Origin of the sequence: Acinetobacter sp. YH12120, assembly GCF_013418795.1 — a bacterium.
Classification (GTDB): domain Bacteria; phylum Pseudomonadota; class Gammaproteobacteria; order Pseudomonadales; family Moraxellaceae; genus Acinetobacter; species Acinetobacter towneri.
Genome location: NZ_VPBI01000001.1, coordinates 109819 through 125508, shown reverse-complemented (window position 1 = coordinate 125508; position 15690 = coordinate 109819). Strand labels below are relative to the sequence as shown.

Genomic DNA, 15690 nt, shown 5'->3' with positions numbered 1-15690 from the left:
GTACATATACACAATACACTTGGATACTAAGGCTTGATTAAGAGTTTTAAACATAAAGGTCTTCAGGCTTTTTTCCAAACTGGTTCAACAGCAGGTATTCAAGCAGCGCATTCTACAAAATTACGTTTAATACTTGCAGCACTACATGCTGCATCTACGGTGAATGATTTGCGAACTCCACCCAATTGGCGTTTACATAAATTGAGTGGAAATCTACAAGATCAATGGTCACTAACAGTAAATGGTAATTGGCGTGTAATTTTTAAATTTGAAGATGGTGATGTCTACATTGTAGATTATTTGGATTATCACATAGCTTCTAGCGCAGGAGTACAAAGATGAATATGATGTTTAATGCACCTCATCCGGGCGAAATGTTGCGCGAATATATTGGTGAAACTTCTGTGACTGAAGTGGCTCAAGCACTTGGAGTGACACGTGCAAACCTATCTCGCATTTTGAATGGTCATACTGGAATTTCTGCAGATATGGCGATTCGTTTGAGTGAAGCCTTAGAAACCTCACCAGAGTTTTGGTTGAATTTACAAATGCAGCATGATTTATGGCTTGCCAGTCAACGCCAGCGACCTATGATCAAAAAATTGGTGGCAAGTGTTTAACTTTAAGTTACAACAAAAAAACAACCTGCATTTCTGCAGGTTGTTTTTTATGTCGTCAACGATGCGCTAAAACTTAGTTTTTATGACGCATGTGTGGGAATAAAATCACATCACGGATACTCGCAGCGTTGGCAAACAACATTACCAAACGGTCAATCCCGATGCCCTCACCTGCAGTTGGTGGTAAGCCGTATTCCAAAGCTTCAACAAAGTCTGCATCGTAATGCATCGCTTCATCATCGCCTGCGTCTTTTTCTGCAACCTGTGCTTGGAAACGCTCAGCTTGGTCAATCGGGTCATTTAATTCTGAGAAACCATTCGCCAATTCACGACCACCAATAAAGAACTCAAAACGGTCAGTAATGTGTGGGTTATCGTCATTACGACGTGCCAAAGGCGACGTTTCTGCAGGATATTCTGTAATGAAAGTCGGCTGACGTAATTGAGTTTCTACGGTTTCTTCAAACACGATGGTTTGTAGTTTGCCCAAACCAAAACCAGGCTTCACCTGTTCTTTCAATTCTTCCTGCACAAATTTAGCCAAGAAATCACGGTCATTAACATTTTCTGGCGTGAATTGTGGATTATGCTCAAGAATGGCATCAAACATAGAAATTTTCTTGAATGGGCCTTTGAAGCTATACACTTCATCGCCATACGGCACATCGGTAGTACCCAAAATATCCAAAGCCAGTTTTTCTAGCATTTGCTCAGTCAATGCCATCAAATCTTTATAGTCGGCATAAGCTTGGTAGAATTCGATCATGGTAAATTCAGGGTTATGACGTGTAGACACCCCTTCATTACGGAAGTTACGGTTAATTTCAAACACACGTTCAAAACCGCCAACCACTAAACGCTTTAAATATAATTCAGGCGCAATACGCAAGAATAACGGCATATCTAAAGCATTATGATGCGTTTCAAATGGACGTGCCGATGCACCACCAGGAATCACATGCATCATTGGCGTTTCAACTTCCATAAAACGCTGTTCAGTTAAAAATGCACGAATACCCGAAACCACTTTGGCACGAATTTCAAAGGTTTTACGGGTGTCTTCATTTACGATTAAGTCTAAATAACGCTTACGATATTTCGCTTCGGTATCGCTTAAACCATGATATTTGTCTGGTAATGGACGTAAAGATTTGGTCAACAATTCAAAATGTTGAATATGAACATATAAATCGCCTTTGCCTGAACGACCAATATAGCCTTTCACTGCGATAATATCGCCCAAATCTAGGCTCTTGATCGTCTCTAATGTTTCAGCACTAAGTTCTTTACGCGCCACATACAACTGAATACGACCTGTCATGTCTTGAATTACGATGAATGAACCGCGGTTCAACATCACACGACCTGCTACAGACACATACACTTTTTCGCCTGCTTCAATTTCTTCTTTAGAAACTTCTGCGAATTGTGCCTGCAAATCTTCTGCGTAGTTTTCACGCTTAAACGTATTTGGCCAAGGGCTAGTTCCCTTCGCCTGCGCTTGTTCTTGAATTTGCTTTAACTTGGCATGACGCTGCGCAATTAAATCGTTTTCGGAAATAGTGGGTTCAGAAGTCGATTGAGCGTTATGTTGCGTCATCTCTGCCTCGAATAATTACTAAAAAAAGAAGTTCAATAGAATAGCAGATTTAGACACGATTTCGTATGCCTTCTCTGACTCGAGCAATTTATTTTTTAAATTGCCACTTGCTTTTGTGATTTTTTGTAGACTTAGACCAAAAGCTAACTTCTTTCTCAGGCTAAGCGCACTACAATATTGTTCAGAAAATAGATGAAAAAGACCGTATTTTGCTGTTTTTAAACCTGCTGATGTATCAGTCTAAATATTTTATTTTCTATCCACTTTATCTTTAGGCTCAGTTTGACTCAAGATGTTTAACTTTGTGAATCTGGCAATGAATACATGTGCTTTAAAAGTCTTGTTTTTACATGGATTAGATTCCTCGCGGGAGTCGACTAAATTCCATGCCATAGATGCAAAACAAAAATTTTGTATCAATGTCGATTATCGCAACTTAAATTATCAAACTGTTGCCGATTTTTATCACAATATCATTCAAAAAATTAAGCCTGAAATTTTGGTGGGACATAGTCTAGGCGGCTATTGGGCACTCAAAATGTCTTTGTCGCACCATATTCCGTGTGTGGTGGCAAATCCAAGTTTAGCTCCCACGTTTCGCAATGACTATCCTGCAATTTCAGATGATGACTTGCAGCACGATATTCCACAATTGGCTTATTTAGAATTGGGCGATGAAATTTTGGATATGCATGCCGCGCAAGCATTTTTAGAAAACTATATGCAGACCTCTACTTTTGAGTCTGGGCATCATCGCTTATTGCATCCAGAAAATATTAATTCTTGTATTCAGCAAATCGAACAAGCTTATCTTGCCAAATAAAGTCAAAGCTATCCATTAAAAATAATCAATTAAACATCACCCATTAAAAAAGCCTGATCACAACTATGGAGATCAGGCTTTTTTACAGCAGTTACAATAACTTAAAAGGATTAAGCCACTGCTTGTTCTGGTTTAGATTTATTGTCCAATACGGACCAAATATCTAAACCTAAATTTTTGTGTAAATCTGGTAAGTCTAGGAAAATGCTTGCACCTAAAACTTGATGATTACATTTTTCAGCCAATTGTTTCACTGCTTTTAAAGTGCCACCTGTCGCCAATACATCATCTACAATAATGACTTTTTGCGCTTGCACATCGGCAGCCATTTCTAAACGGTCTAAACCGTATTCTAAGCTATAACCCACACCCACAACTGGTGGTGGCAATTTACCTGCTTTACGCACAAGTACCAAACCTTTGCCTGTACGCTGTGCCAAAAGGCTCGCCAATACAAAACCACGTGCTTCTACTGCAATAAAGCTTTCAACTTCAGCTAATTTTTCTGCAGGAATGCTGGCAATTAAAGCATCTGTTAATGAATCCAAATTATTCATAAACAAAGGCGTTAAATCATAAAAATCTACGCCTGGTTTTGGAAAATGAGGAACTGTACGAATATGCGACCACAAAAAAGTAGACAAATTGCTCATGGAAGATCAGAAATGTGACTAAAGAATGGTTGAATTTTACCGTTTATTTTCACATAAGGCTAGTGATCGAATCGGCAAGACTGCCATCAATCACGCATCAAAACACTACAAGGTTTTGATTTTTATAAACTTTAATATACTTAAAAATATTAATATATATTTATTCCATAATAAAATAGCAAAAATATAAGACTTTTACTGTACGACCAAGGTCTTAAATGGCATTTAAACGCATAAAAACGTGATTTTTCCTGCAGCCATTCTCTCATTACAATGCCGTATCTATATCAAAAGAGGTCTTTTCTGCGCGGTTATGTCCCATGCAGCTATTCATTCTATAAAAGCACAGATTAAAATCGCTTATTTACTTTACTTTAGCCGTATAACTGCGTAAAAATTTAATCAAATAGATATATCATACAACTAGTCGTAGATAAGTTTTTTGCTGATCTGGAAATTTAAAGATCGGTTTATGGAGAATTGAATGAAAAAGTATCAATGCATCGTTTGTGGATGGATTTATGACGAAGCAGAAGGCTGGCCTCAAGATGGTATTGTGGCAGGTACATTATGGGAAGATATTCCTGATGACTGGACTTGCCCAGACTGCGGCGTTTCAAAAGCTGATTTTGAAATGATTGAAGTTTAAGACCACGAAAAGACCATGTCCGATGGTCTTTTTTTAACGCCAATTTCTATGCCCTCATTTGGAGTTCACCTTATGCATCCTATCGTTATTATTGGTTCAGGCATGGCAGGTTATACTGTTGCACGCGAGTTTCGTAAGCTAAATGCAGAACAAGAGTTAGTCATGATTTGTGCAGATGATGCTGCCAATTATGCCAAACCAACTTTATCTAACGCATTGGCGGGCAATAAAGCCCCTGCTCAAATTGCATTGGGCGATGCAGCTAAAATGGCAAGCCAACTCAATATGCGTATTGAAACCCACACTTGGGTTAAAGCAATTAATGCAGAAGCGCATGTACTTGAATTAGAAAAAGAGGGTGTAAGCAGCCAACAACCTTATTCTAAATTGGTTTTGGCAGTGGGTGCGAATCCTGTACGTTTAGCCATTGCGGGCGATGGCAGTGATGACATTCATGTGGTAAATAATTTAAGTGATTACACCGCATTTCGCCAACAGCTTGAACAACGTCAAGACAAACGTGTGGTGATTTTAGGTGCAGGTTTAATTGGTTGTGAATTTGCCAATGACTTGCAGCAAACAGGACACCAAGTCACGGTGATTGACCTTGCACCACAACCACTAGGTCGTTTATTGCCGGATTATGTAGCCAGTGCTTTTAAACAAAACCTAGAAGAAACGGGTATCCATTTTGTATTGGGTACAACCGTTGAAAAAGTTTCGAAAATTAAAAATGACGACTATTTAGTGACCATTACCAGTGGTCAGTCTTTAATTGCCGATGTGGTACTGTCTGCCATTGGTTTACAACCAAACATTGCTTTGGCTAAAACAGCAGGCATCGAAACCAGTCGTGGGGTCTTAACCAATGCGCAACTTGAAACCAGCCAAGCTGATATCTATGCAGTAGGTGACTGTGCGGAAGTGAATGGTATTTTATTGCCGTATGTGATGCCAATCATGCAGCAAGCACGTGCCTTAGCCAAAACCTTAAATGGTGAAACTACTCAGGTACACTACCCTGCCATGCCTGTTGCAGTGAAAACACCTGCTGCACCACTGACCGTTTTACCTGCGCCACTAGGGGTAGATGTCAACTGGCATACCGAAGAATTTGACGATGGCATGATTGCCAGAGCCTATGACCAAACCGATACCTTACGTGGCTTTGTCCTATTAGGCACAACAGCGGCCAAACAACGCTTGAGTTTGACCAAATTAGTGCCAGACTTATTGCCTGTATCGGAATAAAATAAAAACAATAAAGGGCGATTGATTTCGCCCTTGCCTGACATGAGGATCACAACATGAATAGTGCACTTCAGTTCACCACATCGCCCTATACGGCATTTATGCACGAAACCAAAGTCGATTTAGGCAACGGAATTCAGCTGCATGTCGAAGTGGGCGGCAAAACTGAAGATCCACCTATTTTGCTGATTATGGGTTTAGGCGCACAAATGTTGTACTGGCCCGATTTCTTTTGTAAATCACTGATTGATCAGGGCTATCGTGTCATTCGCTATGACAACCGCGATATTGGTTTGTCATCCAAAATTCGCCACAAAGGTCCACGTCTGAACACCTATAAAATGATGGGGCGTTTTAGCTTAGGTCTGCAAAACCACGGTGCGCCTTATAACTTATTTGATATGGCGGATGATGCTGCATTGCTATTAGAGCGCTTAGGCATTGAAAAGACCGAGGTGATTGGTGCTTCTATGGGCGGCATGATTGCACAAATTTTGGCAGCCAAATATGCAGATCGCGTGAATAATTTAGGCTTATTATTTACCAGTAATAACCAGCCTTTTTTACCACCACCATTTCCGAAACAACTGTTCAGCTTGCTAGAAAGACCAAAATCACAAGATGAAAATGGCATTGTTGATCATAGTTTAAAACTATTTAAGGTGATAGGCTCACCTGGCTATGTGAATCAACTCGAAACGATGCAAACTGCACGCAAATTATATCAGCGAAGTTATTACCCTGCGGGTGTACTTCAACAGTTTTTAGCAATATTATGTACAGGCTCGTTGCTACAACTGGACAAACAAATTCAGCAACCTACCCTTGTGGTACATGGTTCGCAAGATCGTTTGCTCCCACCAGGGCATGGTAAGGCTGTTGCGAAAGCGATTCCGGGCGCTAAGTTTGAATTAATCAAAGGAATGGGGCATGATATTCCTCCACACTTTATTCCTCATCTTAGCGAACTGTTTGCTCACCACTTTAAATCATAATCATTAGGACACTATGGCTGCATTACCATCTTTAAGACAGCTGTCATACCTCGTTACACTGTCTGAAACGTTACATTTTACAGAAGCGGCTCGCCGTTCTTTTGTAACTCAGTCGACTTTGTCTGGCGGGATCATGGAACTGGAGCGCCTGCTTGGCGGCGTACTGGTAGAACGTGATCGACAGAATGTACGTTTAACCCCATTGGGTGAACAAGTCGTAGCACGCGCCCGTGTTCTGTTAGCAGATGCACAGGACTTAATGCGTTTAAGCCGTGAAATGAGTGAGCCTCTCACAGGTGATTTACACTTAGGCGTGATTCCAACCATTGCCCCATTTATTTTGGCGCAACTGTTAGATGAAGTGCATAAGCAGCTACCTAAAATTCAATTGCATTTACACGAAGCGCAAAGTGAAAAAATTGTCGAAAAACTGGAACACGGCAATTTAGATATGGTGGTGTTAGCCCTGCCATTCGATACGCGTGGTTTGAAAGTGGCTGAAATTTCTAAAGAAGATTTGTTCTTGGTTTATCACAAGGGCGATCAAAAATCGGCGCAGGCCAATTCTTTAGATGATTTGGATTTATCGCGTTTAATGCTGCTTGAAGAAGGTCATTGCTTACGTGATCACACTTTAAGTGCTTGCCCGATTGGTGAACGCAAAAACGATCATCGTTTAAAAGCCAGCTCTTTGCCGACCTTGGTTGAAATGGTGTCTGCAAATTTAGGCTTTACCCTATTGCCTGAAATTGCAATTCATAATGCCATGATCAAATCGAATCCAGATTTACAGATCAAAAGTATTGAGGCTGCACCAAGCCGTACTTTGGCTTTAGTGACGCGTAAAAGCACGCCATTACAAAGTGAATTTGACGTTTTGCTGCAGATTTTACAGAAAATCACTCAAAACGCAGTCTAAATTTAGACACACGATCCAACATTTCATTAAGGAGCCAACATGGCTCCTTTTTTATTTTTCGTTCAAAAATGCGTATTGTTTTTGCAGTTCACTATGATTTAAGTGACTTATAAATATGAATAAGTTTTAAAATGTGAGATTCATCACAAATTCAACAATTCACTCTTACAACTGAACGAAAGAACGGTATCGAGTTACATTACTCACGTTTTCAACACATTTCAAAAAAAATATTCAGCAACAATTACTTATATTTACCATTTTTATATAAAAATCACTATATTTAAGGATATTCAGTTACAGCAATATCACGCACAATCTATTTATCAAAATTATTTATAGAACAGCACAGGAGTAATTGCCATGATTCACAGAGATCTCATTTTACCTGTGCCTGTTCTGCTGATTGATGATCAGGTAGAAGCATCACAAAATTTAAGCCACATTTTACAAAATTTTGGCTACCCTAAAGAGGTTCTACTTTGCAGCCCATCGCTCGCAAATGCAGTGCTGATGGTGCAGCAACATTTGCCTAATTTGGTATTTATCAATTTACAGTCTTGGTCAAAAGCTCAAATTGATTTTATCCAAAATCTCAAACTTTTCCGTAAAGATACCTTAATTGTGGCGGTGCTGCCTTCAAGTATGCCAAAACAATTGCTACAAGCTATTCATTTAGGCATTTCAGCCTATGTCTTTAGCGACCAATCTGCAACAGGCATGCAAAACCAGATTCGCACCATTTTACGTGGCGGCTCACCGCTAGACGGCAACTTAGCCAATGAAATCTTAGCCTGCGAACAATCCATTGTCGCACATGGTCATTCTTTGGCACTCTCTAAAACTGAACATGAAATATTGGCGCTTTCAGGACAAGGTTTACCTTCACAACAAGTTGCTGCCAACCTGAATGCTTCAGAACAACTGGTGCATGGTTATGTGAAAAGTATTTATCGCAAAATTATGAATGCGGATGATGCGATGTGCTGTTTTTCTTAAATTATTGATCAATAAATATCTATCAAAAATATAAGTCTTAAATAAATATTAGAAACAAAAAAAGAGCGATGTCTGGCATCGCTCTTTTTACCTGTTATAAATGTTTGAAACTAAACAATACTATCGGTCAGGATACGCTGCGCATTGTGTGGTTCTTCACCCTCAGCTGCTTTTACACGCACCCAAGTTCCATCACCCTGCAACAGCCACGCCTGTTGATTGTCTTGCATGTAGGTCAATAAACCTTGCTCATAAATACGCTTTTTCAAAGCTGGATCTTCAATTGGGAAACACGCTTCAACGCGGTTAAATAAGTTACGATCCATCCAGTCAGCACTTGAACAATAAATACGTGGATTGCCATTATTAGAGAAATAATAGACACGGGTATGTTCAAGGAAACGTCCGACAATCGAACGCACACGGATATTTTCCGATAAGCCCGGCAAACCTGGGCGCAAGCAGCAAATTGAACGGATGATGAGATCAATTTGCACACCCGCCTGAGACGCCTCGTACAATTTATTGATCAATTGCATTTCAGTCAGTGCATTCACTTTCACAATAATTTGTGCGGGCTTACCTGCTTTAGCATTGGCAATTTCTTCATCAATATAATTCACCAACTGTGCGTGCAGGGTAAATGGTGCATGCAACAACTTTTTCAGTTTTGCCATTTTACCCATGCCTGTTAGCTCTTGGAAAATACGATGCACATCTTCACACAGCTCTTTGTCTGTGGTCAGTAAACCATAGTCGGTATAAATACGCGCATTGCCTGCGTGGTAGTTACCTGTGCCTAAATGTACATAACGCACCAATTTATTATTTTCACGGCGCACCACCAAAATCATTTTGGCGTGGGTTTTATACCCCACAATACCGTACACAACCACAGCGCCCGCTTCTTGCAACACGTTAGCCACAGCAATGTTAGATTCTTCATCAAAACGTGCACGCAGTTCAATCACCGCAGTCACTTCTTTACCGTTTCGTGCAGCCTCTGCAAGCACTTGTACAATTTCAGAATCTGCGCCACTACGATATAAAGTTTGTTTGATTGCCAAGACTTGTGGATCACGTGCAGCTTCACGCAGCAAGTTAATCACGGGTGCAAAAGATTCAAACGGATGGTGTAATAAAATGTCTTGCTTTTGCATCGCTGAAAAAATATTTTCAGACTTTTTTAACACCTTTGGAATGGCGGGTGTATGTGAATCATAACGTAAATGTGGACGTTTAAAATTAGACAATAAACGCGCCAAGTTCACTGGGCCATCTACTTTATAAAGTTGTTCTTCTTCAAGATCGAACTCATCTAGCAAATAATCATAAATGGCTTTCGGGCAGTTGTGCGTTACTTCTAAACGTACCGCACGACCAAAACGGCGTGAGTTTAATTCGCCTTTTAGGGCTTTGGCCAAGTCTTCTACATCTTCATTTAAGGCCAAATCTGCATTACGGGTCACACGGAATTGATAGCATCCAGTCGCAGTCATGCCCGGGAATAAGTCAGACACATGCTCATGAATAATTGCTGAAAGCATGACGTGGTGCTCTTTACCGCCTGTAAGTTCATCGGGTAAACGAACTACACGTGGTAATGAACGTGGTGCAGGAACAACCGCCAAATCAATTTGACGACCAAAAGCATCTTTCCCTTCTAAAGTCACAATAAAATTCAGACTTTTATTGACCAAACGTGGAAATGGATGTGCAGGGTCTAGGCTAATTGGGGTTAATACAGGGGCAACTTGCTCTTGGAAATATTTTTTCACCCATGCCGATTGTGCAGGGGTTAATTCACCACGACGTAAGAAACAAATGTCTTCTTCACGTAATTTTGGCAAAATTTCCTGATTTAAAATACGGTACTGGCGTTCAATAGCAGCATGTGCTGTTTTAGAAATTTGATCTAACACCTGCTTAGGGGTTAAACCATCTGGACTACGGCTTTCATTGCCCAAGTCCAATTGTTCCATCATGCCCGCAACACGAATTTCAAAAAACTCATCCAAGTTACGTGAAAAAATCAGCAGGAAGTTCATGCGTTCCAACAAAGGATGCAACGGATCGACAGCTTGCTCAAGCACGCGCAAATGGAAATCTAAAATAGACAGTTCGCGGTTAATGTAGCGATCATTATATGTATATTCTGTTTGCGCAGGAGTCGCGCCTGTTGCCGTATTCATACCCACCTATGCTTTTTTAAAATGTTTGGCACTGCTACAAGTATGCTTCAATTTTGTGACATTTTCATAAAAAAAGCCTAAAAAATTAGGCTTTGTGGATATTTTCACATTTTATAGTTTGTTTTCGCTCAATTTAGGGAATTTCCGCATAACGCATATAGCGCTGCACCATCTGTTTACGGGCTTTTAATGCCCCCGCATTACGATGTTCCTGAAAATATTTTGGATTGGTTAAAATCGCAGCCAAGAAAATTGCTTGATCACGGCTTAAACTTTTTGCACTTTTGCCAAAATAATGCTGTGCCGCAGCTTCGGCACCATAAATATTATCGCCAAATTCTACCGAGTTGAGATAGACCTCTAAAATACGCTGCTTTGACCACATGCGTTCCATCATCCATGTCGCCACAACTTCTTGCCCTTTACGCAAAAAAGATCGCTTATTGTATAAAAACAAATTCTTGGCGAGCTGCTGAGAAATTGTGGAACCACCTGCAACAACCTTGCCTTCATCTTTGTTCCGTTCCAGCGCAGTTTGAATACCTTCCCAGTCAAAGCCATGATGTTGCATAAATTTGCCATCTTCGGCAGTCACCACAGCTCGCTTTAAATTATCACTGAGTTGGTCATAGTCGCGCCATTGGTGTTGTATAGGCTTACTCGGTTCAGCCCAATAATCCAAACGCATCATCATGGTCGATTGCACAGGCTGCGTACGCCACCACACCAAGCTGCTAAAAATCCATAATTGAACCAAAAGCACCACACTGACAAGAATTAACAAAGTTCGTATAAAAAAAGCTTTCATCTTGGTGCATGGCTCCTGAAGCGTTATTTTTTCGTGTTAAGCTTAGATTGATCACTACGACACAATATTCAAATATATGTCCCAACATCCCCCAAACCTGCGCAACAATAAAGTTGAAATTCACCTGTGGTGGATTACCGCAGCCCTGATTGCAATAAACGTGGCTTTGTTTGCATGGCAAGTGCTCAACGGCATGAACATTAGCAATCCTAGCCCGCAAGATGCAATACGCTGGGGTGCTGATTATGCACCTTTAACCTTTTTGGCGGAACCCATTCGCCTGTTCAGCAGCATGTTTTTTCATTTCGGTTTAGTACATTTAATGTTAAATATGTGGGCCTTGTATATTTTTGGCAGCGTCAGTGAACAGTTGTTTGGGCGTGTCTATTTTATAGTGTTATATGTTTGCGCAGGTTTGATGGGTAGCCTGCTTAGTGGCTATGTCAGCATTCAAGACAGCTATACCCTGCTCGAACAAGGTGTCGCTAATCCAAAGCTGTTACCTAGCGTGGGTGCAGGTGCATCGGGTGCAGTGATGGGACTTGGAGCTGCACTGACGGTATTGGCGTTATTGCCCCAATTACCTCGCCAAAAATTTCTGTTGGATGGCAAGACTTTGGTGATGGTGATGGCACTGAACTTAGGTATGGGCTTTATGATCAGTGGCATTAATAATGCTGCACATATTGGCGGCATGCTCATGGGCGCAGCCATGACAATCATTTGGTACCTTGGACAACGCAGCAAACACAGTAACTTAGTGAACAGTTTTGCGATGCTCCTTGCACCATTGGGTTGTGCTGCATTTTACTGGTATTGCCATAAACTGCTTGCTCCAATTCAACCCCTTTGGCAAGAACTGCTTAGCATGATGCAACGCAGTCTGGGTTGAACAATCAACCTTTACAGCAAGTAAAACAACATCAACTAGAGATGAATCAGGACTGATTCATCTCCCTTAAACTTTGCAGTGGCGGAATATCGCATAAATAACTTAAACGATAACGTCCAATCAAGGCACACAGCACGGTCATAAATACAGGCAAAATCAGCCAGATTTCCCAATGTGGTTGCAGCATTAAATCCATGCGGTAACTGGCAACAGCACTAATGACTTCGGCAAATAAACACGCCACTATTCCCGCTATAAAGCCCATAAAACCGATTTCCAGACTCAACATACGTTTGAGTTTTTGTTTAGAACTACCAAAAGAACGCAGTAATGCGACTTCGCGTTTGCGCTCATCCATCAGCAAGTTTAAACACGCGATTAATACCAACAGCCCAGACACACTCACCAAAATGGCTAAAATGGTGATGATCTGCACCAACACATTCACAATGCGTTTAATTTCATCCAAAATTAGGCTGACATCAATAAACACTGTGTTGGCAAATTGCTGAATCAATTGAATTAGTTTCGGTTTATCTGCTTCAGGCACATAGAAACTGCCCAAATAACTGCCTGCATTTTCATCCATAGTGTGCGGTGAAAAAATAAAGAAAAAATTTGGACTAAAGCTTTCCCACTCCACCGTACGCAGATTAATCACTTCGGCTTCAAGTATGCCTTCAGGCAAACTAAAACTGAGTCGATCACCAATTTGAATGCCCAACTCGGCAGCCGTATCTGCTTCTACTGACACTTGTCCCACTGCACTGAAATTGGCTTGCCCATTTACAATGATATTATCGGCAGGATAACGGTCAGACTGTGTCAGGTTGAGTTCGCGTCTTAACGTATTGCTTTGCTGAATTAAGGCGTCGGCAAAAGGTTGATCATTTTTGGCGACCAAACGCCCGCGTATATTTGGATAAAGTGGCGTGCTGTGCCACTGCTGCTGCGTTAATTGTTGTTGAAACTCAGGCATATCAAACGGTGGCAAGCCGTAAACAAACTGATTGGGTGTTCCTTCGGGCAATTGCTGCTGCCAACGATCTAGCAGGTCGGTACGCAACACTGCAAGTACCGTAATTAAACTTAATCCTAAAGCCAATGCAGTAATTTGAAATGCCGTGACAGCAGGCGCACGAATATACGCTGCGAGTCTGCCTTTAGAATGACGCAATAATTTTAATAAACTCCACACCACTCCATACAGCAATACGCACAGCGCAATAATCGCACCAATCACCCATGTACTAAGCACTAAACTTTCGGTCAAGACCACACAAAATACGATTAGACTTAGCGTCCCTGTAAGCAACATCCACCACCAAGCGCGCATGCTTTTGTCTTGTTGGCGAATCACGCGAATCGGTGCGGTATTCAGCAATTGCAATAAATTAGGCAGCACAAAACCCAACACCACCACAGCACTGGTGAGCATGGCGATTGGCAATGGCCCAAGCAACATTGCCATGGCTGAAAATTGAATTTCCAGGTGCGGAATCAGTTGCAGCATGATTTGCAACAAAGCATAGCCCAACGTCACGCCCAAAATACTGCCAATGCCCATAGCGATAATTAAGACCAAAGCAAGCAAAGCCAAATAAGCGGCTAAAATTTGTCGTTTACTTGCACCAATACAACGTAATAAGGCGATATGATCCTGATTTTGTTGCACATAGCGCTGACTGGTCAAACCAATCGCAATCCCACACAATAAAATGGTCAGGATATTCGCTAACTGTAAAAAGGTGTCTAAATTGGCAATTGGGCGCATTAAGCGAGTATTGCCTTCACTGGCATTGCGTAGTCTTAAACTACTTTGTTCTTCAAAGTTTTGTTCAGGGCTGGCCGTTTGCTGTGCCTGTGCAGGCTGTTGTGTATGTGTTTTAAAATACTGCTCAAAATTTTGTGTATCTTTGGCGCTGCCTGCCAACAACAAACGGTAATCTATGCGGCTACCCACTTGAATCGCGTGGGTACGTGCTACATCGGCCTGTGAAATTATCACTGTCGGCGAAAAACCTGAAAAACCGAGTTCCTGATTAGAATCGTGTTCAATTTTTGCAGTCACGGTAAATGCTGCATCGGCAATATTCACCGTTTCACCAAGTTTAACGTGAAGCAAATCCATGGCACGTTGGCTGAGCCAAATTTCACCAGATTGAATCTTGTCCGCTGCAGGACTCACCCTCAATTCACCACGTAACGGAAAATTGTGCTCAATCGCTTTGACATTCACCATCACAAATTGCGCTTGAGTATGTGCCATCGAACTAAATACAGTCACATGCGACTGTTGTAACTGATGTGCAGTCGCCTGATCCTGCCAGTCTTGCGCAATGGGCTCATTGTCACTCAGGACTAAATCACCCGCCAACATTTCTGCCGCTTGCAACGCTACCGCATTTTGAATTTGTTCATTGCTAAACTTTAAGGCCGTGGTCGCACTAATCGCTAAAGTCAGCGCAATAATCAGTAAATATACACCACTGCTTTTAAAACTCTGCTTTAACAGCGGATGAAATAATGCGTTCATTTCATCCTCCTGTTATGGCAGCAGTTGGCTTAGCTGCAAATTGCTCAACCAATTGCCCATCAATTAAGGCATAGTGACGCTGACATTGTGCTGCTAGTTTCGGGTCGTGCGTGACCAACACCAAGGTTGTGCCCAACTCGCGGTTCAATTCAAATAACAATTGCTCAATTTCAGTTGCAGTTTCCCCATCCAAGTTTCCTGTCGGTTCATCGGCAAAAATAATTTTAGGTTCACGAATTAAAGCGCGTGCAATGGCGACACGTTGTTGCTCACCTCCCGAAAGCACTTTCGGCGTTTGCTGTGCTTGTCGTTCTAAACCCACACGTTTCAGCAAGTTGAGGGCTTTTTGTTCTGCCTCTGCATATTTAAATTTTTCCTGCAAACGTAGTGGCAACATCACATTTTCCAGTGCCGTCAAATGCGGCAATAACTGAAATGACTGGAACACAAAACCAATATGCTTTAAACGAACTTCTGCACGTTGTTCTTCGTTTAATTCTGCAATTGACTCACCACATACCACCAATTTTCCACTGCTGGCCTGATCTAATGTTGCCAAAATACCCAATAAGGTCGATTTTCCTGAACCCGAACGACCTGTAATGGCCACTTGTTCACCTTCCTGAATATCGAAGTTTAAATTCTCAAAAATGGTCAATTGTTTTTGTGCAAGTTGTATCTTTTGTGTCAAATTTTGGGCAGAAATAATCGTTTGTGGCATGATATTAGATTCTTTAGTGTTTTGAGTCATAC

Annotated in this window: 15 protein-coding genes; 9 read left to right on the top strand and 6 right to left on the bottom strand. The window is 41.3% G+C overall.

Going from position 1 to position 15690, the window contains the following annotated elements; translation table 11 throughout:
• The first annotated feature begins 33 nt into the window (after positions 1 to 33).
• Both FTU58_RS00620 and FTU58_RS00615 read left to right on the top strand, forming a co-directional pair.
• Positions 34 to 342, top strand: a complete 309-nt coding sequence (locus FTU58_RS00620; RefSeq protein WP_096900967.1) for a type II toxin-antitoxin system RelE/ParE family toxin — start codon at positions 34 to 36, stop codon at positions 340 to 342.
• On the top strand, positions 339 to 620 hold the full coding sequence (locus FTU58_RS00615) for a HigA family addiction module antitoxin (RefSeq protein ID WP_004971994.1): 282 nt from the start codon (positions 339 to 341) through the stop codon (positions 618 to 620). The genes FTU58_RS00620 and FTU58_RS00615 overlap by 4 nt, the downstream gene beginning before the upstream one ends.
• 73 nt (positions 621 to 693) lie before the next feature.
• On the opposite strand, the gene lysS is transcribed toward FTU58_RS00615, so the two are convergent.
• Positions 694 to 2220 carry a lysine--tRNA ligase gene (gene lysS, locus FTU58_RS00610; protein WP_096900968.1) on the bottom strand — a complete coding sequence of 509 codons (1527 nt, stop codon included), beginning with the start codon at positions 2218 to 2220 and terminating at the stop codon, positions 694 to 696.
• A gap of 316 nt (positions 2221 to 2536) precedes the next feature.
• Here lysS and FTU58_RS00605 point away from each other — a divergent pair, with 316 nt between their 5' ends.
• Entirely contained in the window at positions 2537 to 3043 is a 507-nt protein-coding gene (locus tag FTU58_RS00605; protein WP_026438299.1) for a YqiA/YcfP family alpha/beta fold hydrolase, read from the top strand.
• Between the two features lie 110 nt (positions 3044 to 3153).
• Here the strand turns inward: FTU58_RS00605 and FTU58_RS00600 are convergent, their stop codons facing one another.
• Positions 3154 to 3696: an adenine phosphoribosyltransferase gene (locus FTU58_RS00600; protein WP_004972003.1), complete on the bottom strand. Its 543-nt coding sequence runs from the start codon at positions 3694 to 3696 to the stop codon at positions 3154 to 3156.
• Between the two features lie 484 nt (positions 3697 to 4180).
• Between FTU58_RS00600 and rubA the strand changes: the two genes are divergently transcribed.
• From rubA to FTU58_RS00575, 5 genes are all read left to right on the top strand, one after another.
• Positions 4181 to 4345 carry a rubredoxin RubA gene (gene rubA, locus FTU58_RS00595; protein ID WP_004972007.1) on the top strand — a complete coding sequence of 55 codons (165 nt, stop codon included), beginning with the start codon at positions 4181 to 4183 and terminating at the stop codon, positions 4343 to 4345.
• Between the two features lie 72 nt (positions 4346 to 4417).
• The gene (locus FTU58_RS00590; protein ID WP_180061922.1) at positions 4418 to 5596 is read left to right on the top strand and encodes an FAD-dependent oxidoreductase; all 1179 of its coding nucleotides are present in this window, start codon (positions 4418 to 4420) and stop codon (positions 5594 to 5596) included.
• Between the two features lie 56 nt (positions 5597 to 5652).
• Positions 5653 to 6591 carry an alpha/beta fold hydrolase gene (locus FTU58_RS00585; RefSeq protein ID WP_131261612.1) on the top strand — a complete coding sequence of 313 codons (939 nt, stop codon included), beginning with the start codon at positions 5653 to 5655 and terminating at the stop codon, positions 6589 to 6591.
• Between the two features lie 13 nt (positions 6592 to 6604).
• Positions 6605 to 7510, top strand: a complete 906-nt coding sequence (gene oxyR / locus FTU58_RS00580) for a LysR family transcriptional regulator OxyR (protein WP_096900971.1) — start codon at positions 6605 to 6607, stop codon at positions 7508 to 7510.
• 363 nt (positions 7511 to 7873) lie between these two features.
• On the top strand, positions 7874 to 8509 hold the full coding sequence (locus FTU58_RS00575; RefSeq protein WP_004972014.1) for a LuxR C-terminal-related transcriptional regulator: 636 nt from the start codon (positions 7874 to 7876) through the stop codon (positions 8507 to 8509).
• A 110-nt stretch (positions 8510 to 8619) separates the two neighbouring features.
• On the opposite strand, the gene ppk1 is transcribed toward FTU58_RS00575, so the two are convergent.
• Both ppk1 and mtgA read right to left on the bottom strand, forming a co-directional pair.
• Positions 8620 to 10701 (bottom strand): polyphosphate kinase 1, encoded by a 2082-nt coding sequence (ppk1, locus tag FTU58_RS00570; protein WP_096900973.1) that lies wholly within the window; start codon positions 10699 to 10701, stop codon positions 8620 to 8622.
• A gap of 133 nt (positions 10702 to 10834) precedes the next feature.
• Positions 10835 to 11509 (bottom strand): monofunctional biosynthetic peptidoglycan transglycosylase, encoded by a 675-nt coding sequence (gene mtgA, locus FTU58_RS00565; protein ID WP_004972019.1) that lies wholly within the window; start codon positions 11507 to 11509, stop codon positions 10835 to 10837.
• Positions 11510 to 11585: 76 nt separating this feature from the next.
• On the opposite strand from mtgA, the gene FTU58_RS00560 reads away from it, so the two are divergent.
• Positions 11586 to 12401: a rhomboid family intramembrane serine protease gene (locus tag FTU58_RS00560; RefSeq protein WP_096900974.1), complete on the top strand. Its 816-nt coding sequence runs from the start codon at positions 11586 to 11588 to the stop codon at positions 12399 to 12401.
• A gap of 46 nt (positions 12402 to 12447) precedes the next feature.
• Here FTU58_RS00560 and FTU58_RS00555 read toward each other — a convergent pair whose 3' ends face one another.
• Together FTU58_RS00555 and FTU58_RS00550 are read right to left on the bottom strand one after the other, a co-directional pair.
• Positions 12448 to 14937 (bottom strand): ABC transporter permease, encoded by a 2490-nt coding sequence (locus FTU58_RS00555; protein WP_180061921.1) that lies wholly within the window; start codon positions 14935 to 14937, stop codon positions 12448 to 12450.
• Between the two features lies 1 nt (position 14938).
• A complete protein-coding gene (locus tag FTU58_RS00550) occupies positions 14939 to 15688 on the bottom strand; it encodes an ABC transporter ATP-binding protein (RefSeq protein ID WP_004972026.1) in 750 nt (249 codons plus the stop codon).
• Positions 15689 to 15690 lie beyond the last annotated feature (2 nt).

Bases quoted from the DNA above. Each gene is read 5' to 3' on its own strand.
- FTU58_RS00615 (WP_004971994.1), top strand. From the start codon at position 339: ATGAATATGATGTTTAATGCACCTCATCCGGGCGAAATGTTGCGCGAA.
- lysS (WP_096900968.1), bottom strand. From the start codon at position 2,220: ATGACGCAACATAACGCTCAATCGACTTCTGAACCCACTATTTCCGAA.
- FTU58_RS00605 (WP_026438299.1), top strand. From the start codon at position 2,537: ATGAATACATGTGCTTTAAAAGTCTTGTTTTTACATGGATTAGATTCC.
- FTU58_RS00600 (WP_004972003.1), bottom strand. From the start codon at position 3,696: ATGAGCAATTTGTCTACTTTTTTGTGGTCGCATATTCGTACAGTTCCT.
- rubA (WP_004972007.1), top strand. From the start codon at position 4,181: ATGAAAAAGTATCAATGCATCGTTTGTGGATGGATTTATGACGAAGCA.
- FTU58_RS00590 (WP_180061922.1), top strand. From the start codon at position 4,418: ATGCATCCTATCGTTATTATTGGTTCAGGCATGGCAGGTTATACTGTT.
- FTU58_RS00585 (WP_131261612.1), top strand. From the start codon at position 5,653: ATGAATAGTGCACTTCAGTTCACCACATCGCCCTATACGGCATTTATG.
- oxyR (WP_096900971.1), top strand. From the start codon at position 6,605: ATGGCTGCATTACCATCTTTAAGACAGCTGTCATACCTCGTTACACTG.
- FTU58_RS00575 (WP_004972014.1), top strand. From the start codon at position 7,874: ATGATTCACAGAGATCTCATTTTACCTGTGCCTGTTCTGCTGATTGAT.
- ppk1 (WP_096900973.1), bottom strand. From the start codon at position 10,701: ATGAATACGGCAACAGGCGCGACTCCTGCGCAAACAGAATATACATAT.
- mtgA (WP_004972019.1), bottom strand. From the start codon at position 11,509: ATGAAAGCTTTTTTTATACGAACTTTGTTAATTCTTGTCAGTGTGGTG.
- FTU58_RS00560 (WP_096900974.1), top strand. From the start codon at position 11,586: ATGTCCCAACATCCCCCAAACCTGCGCAACAATAAAGTTGAAATTCAC.
- FTU58_RS00555 (WP_180061921.1), bottom strand. From the start codon at position 14,937: ATGAACGCATTATTTCATCCGCTGTTAAAGCAGAGTTTTAAAAGCAGT.
- FTU58_RS00550 (WP_004972026.1), bottom strand. From the start codon at position 15,688: ATGACTCAAAACACTAAAGAATCTAATATCATGCCACAAACGATTATT.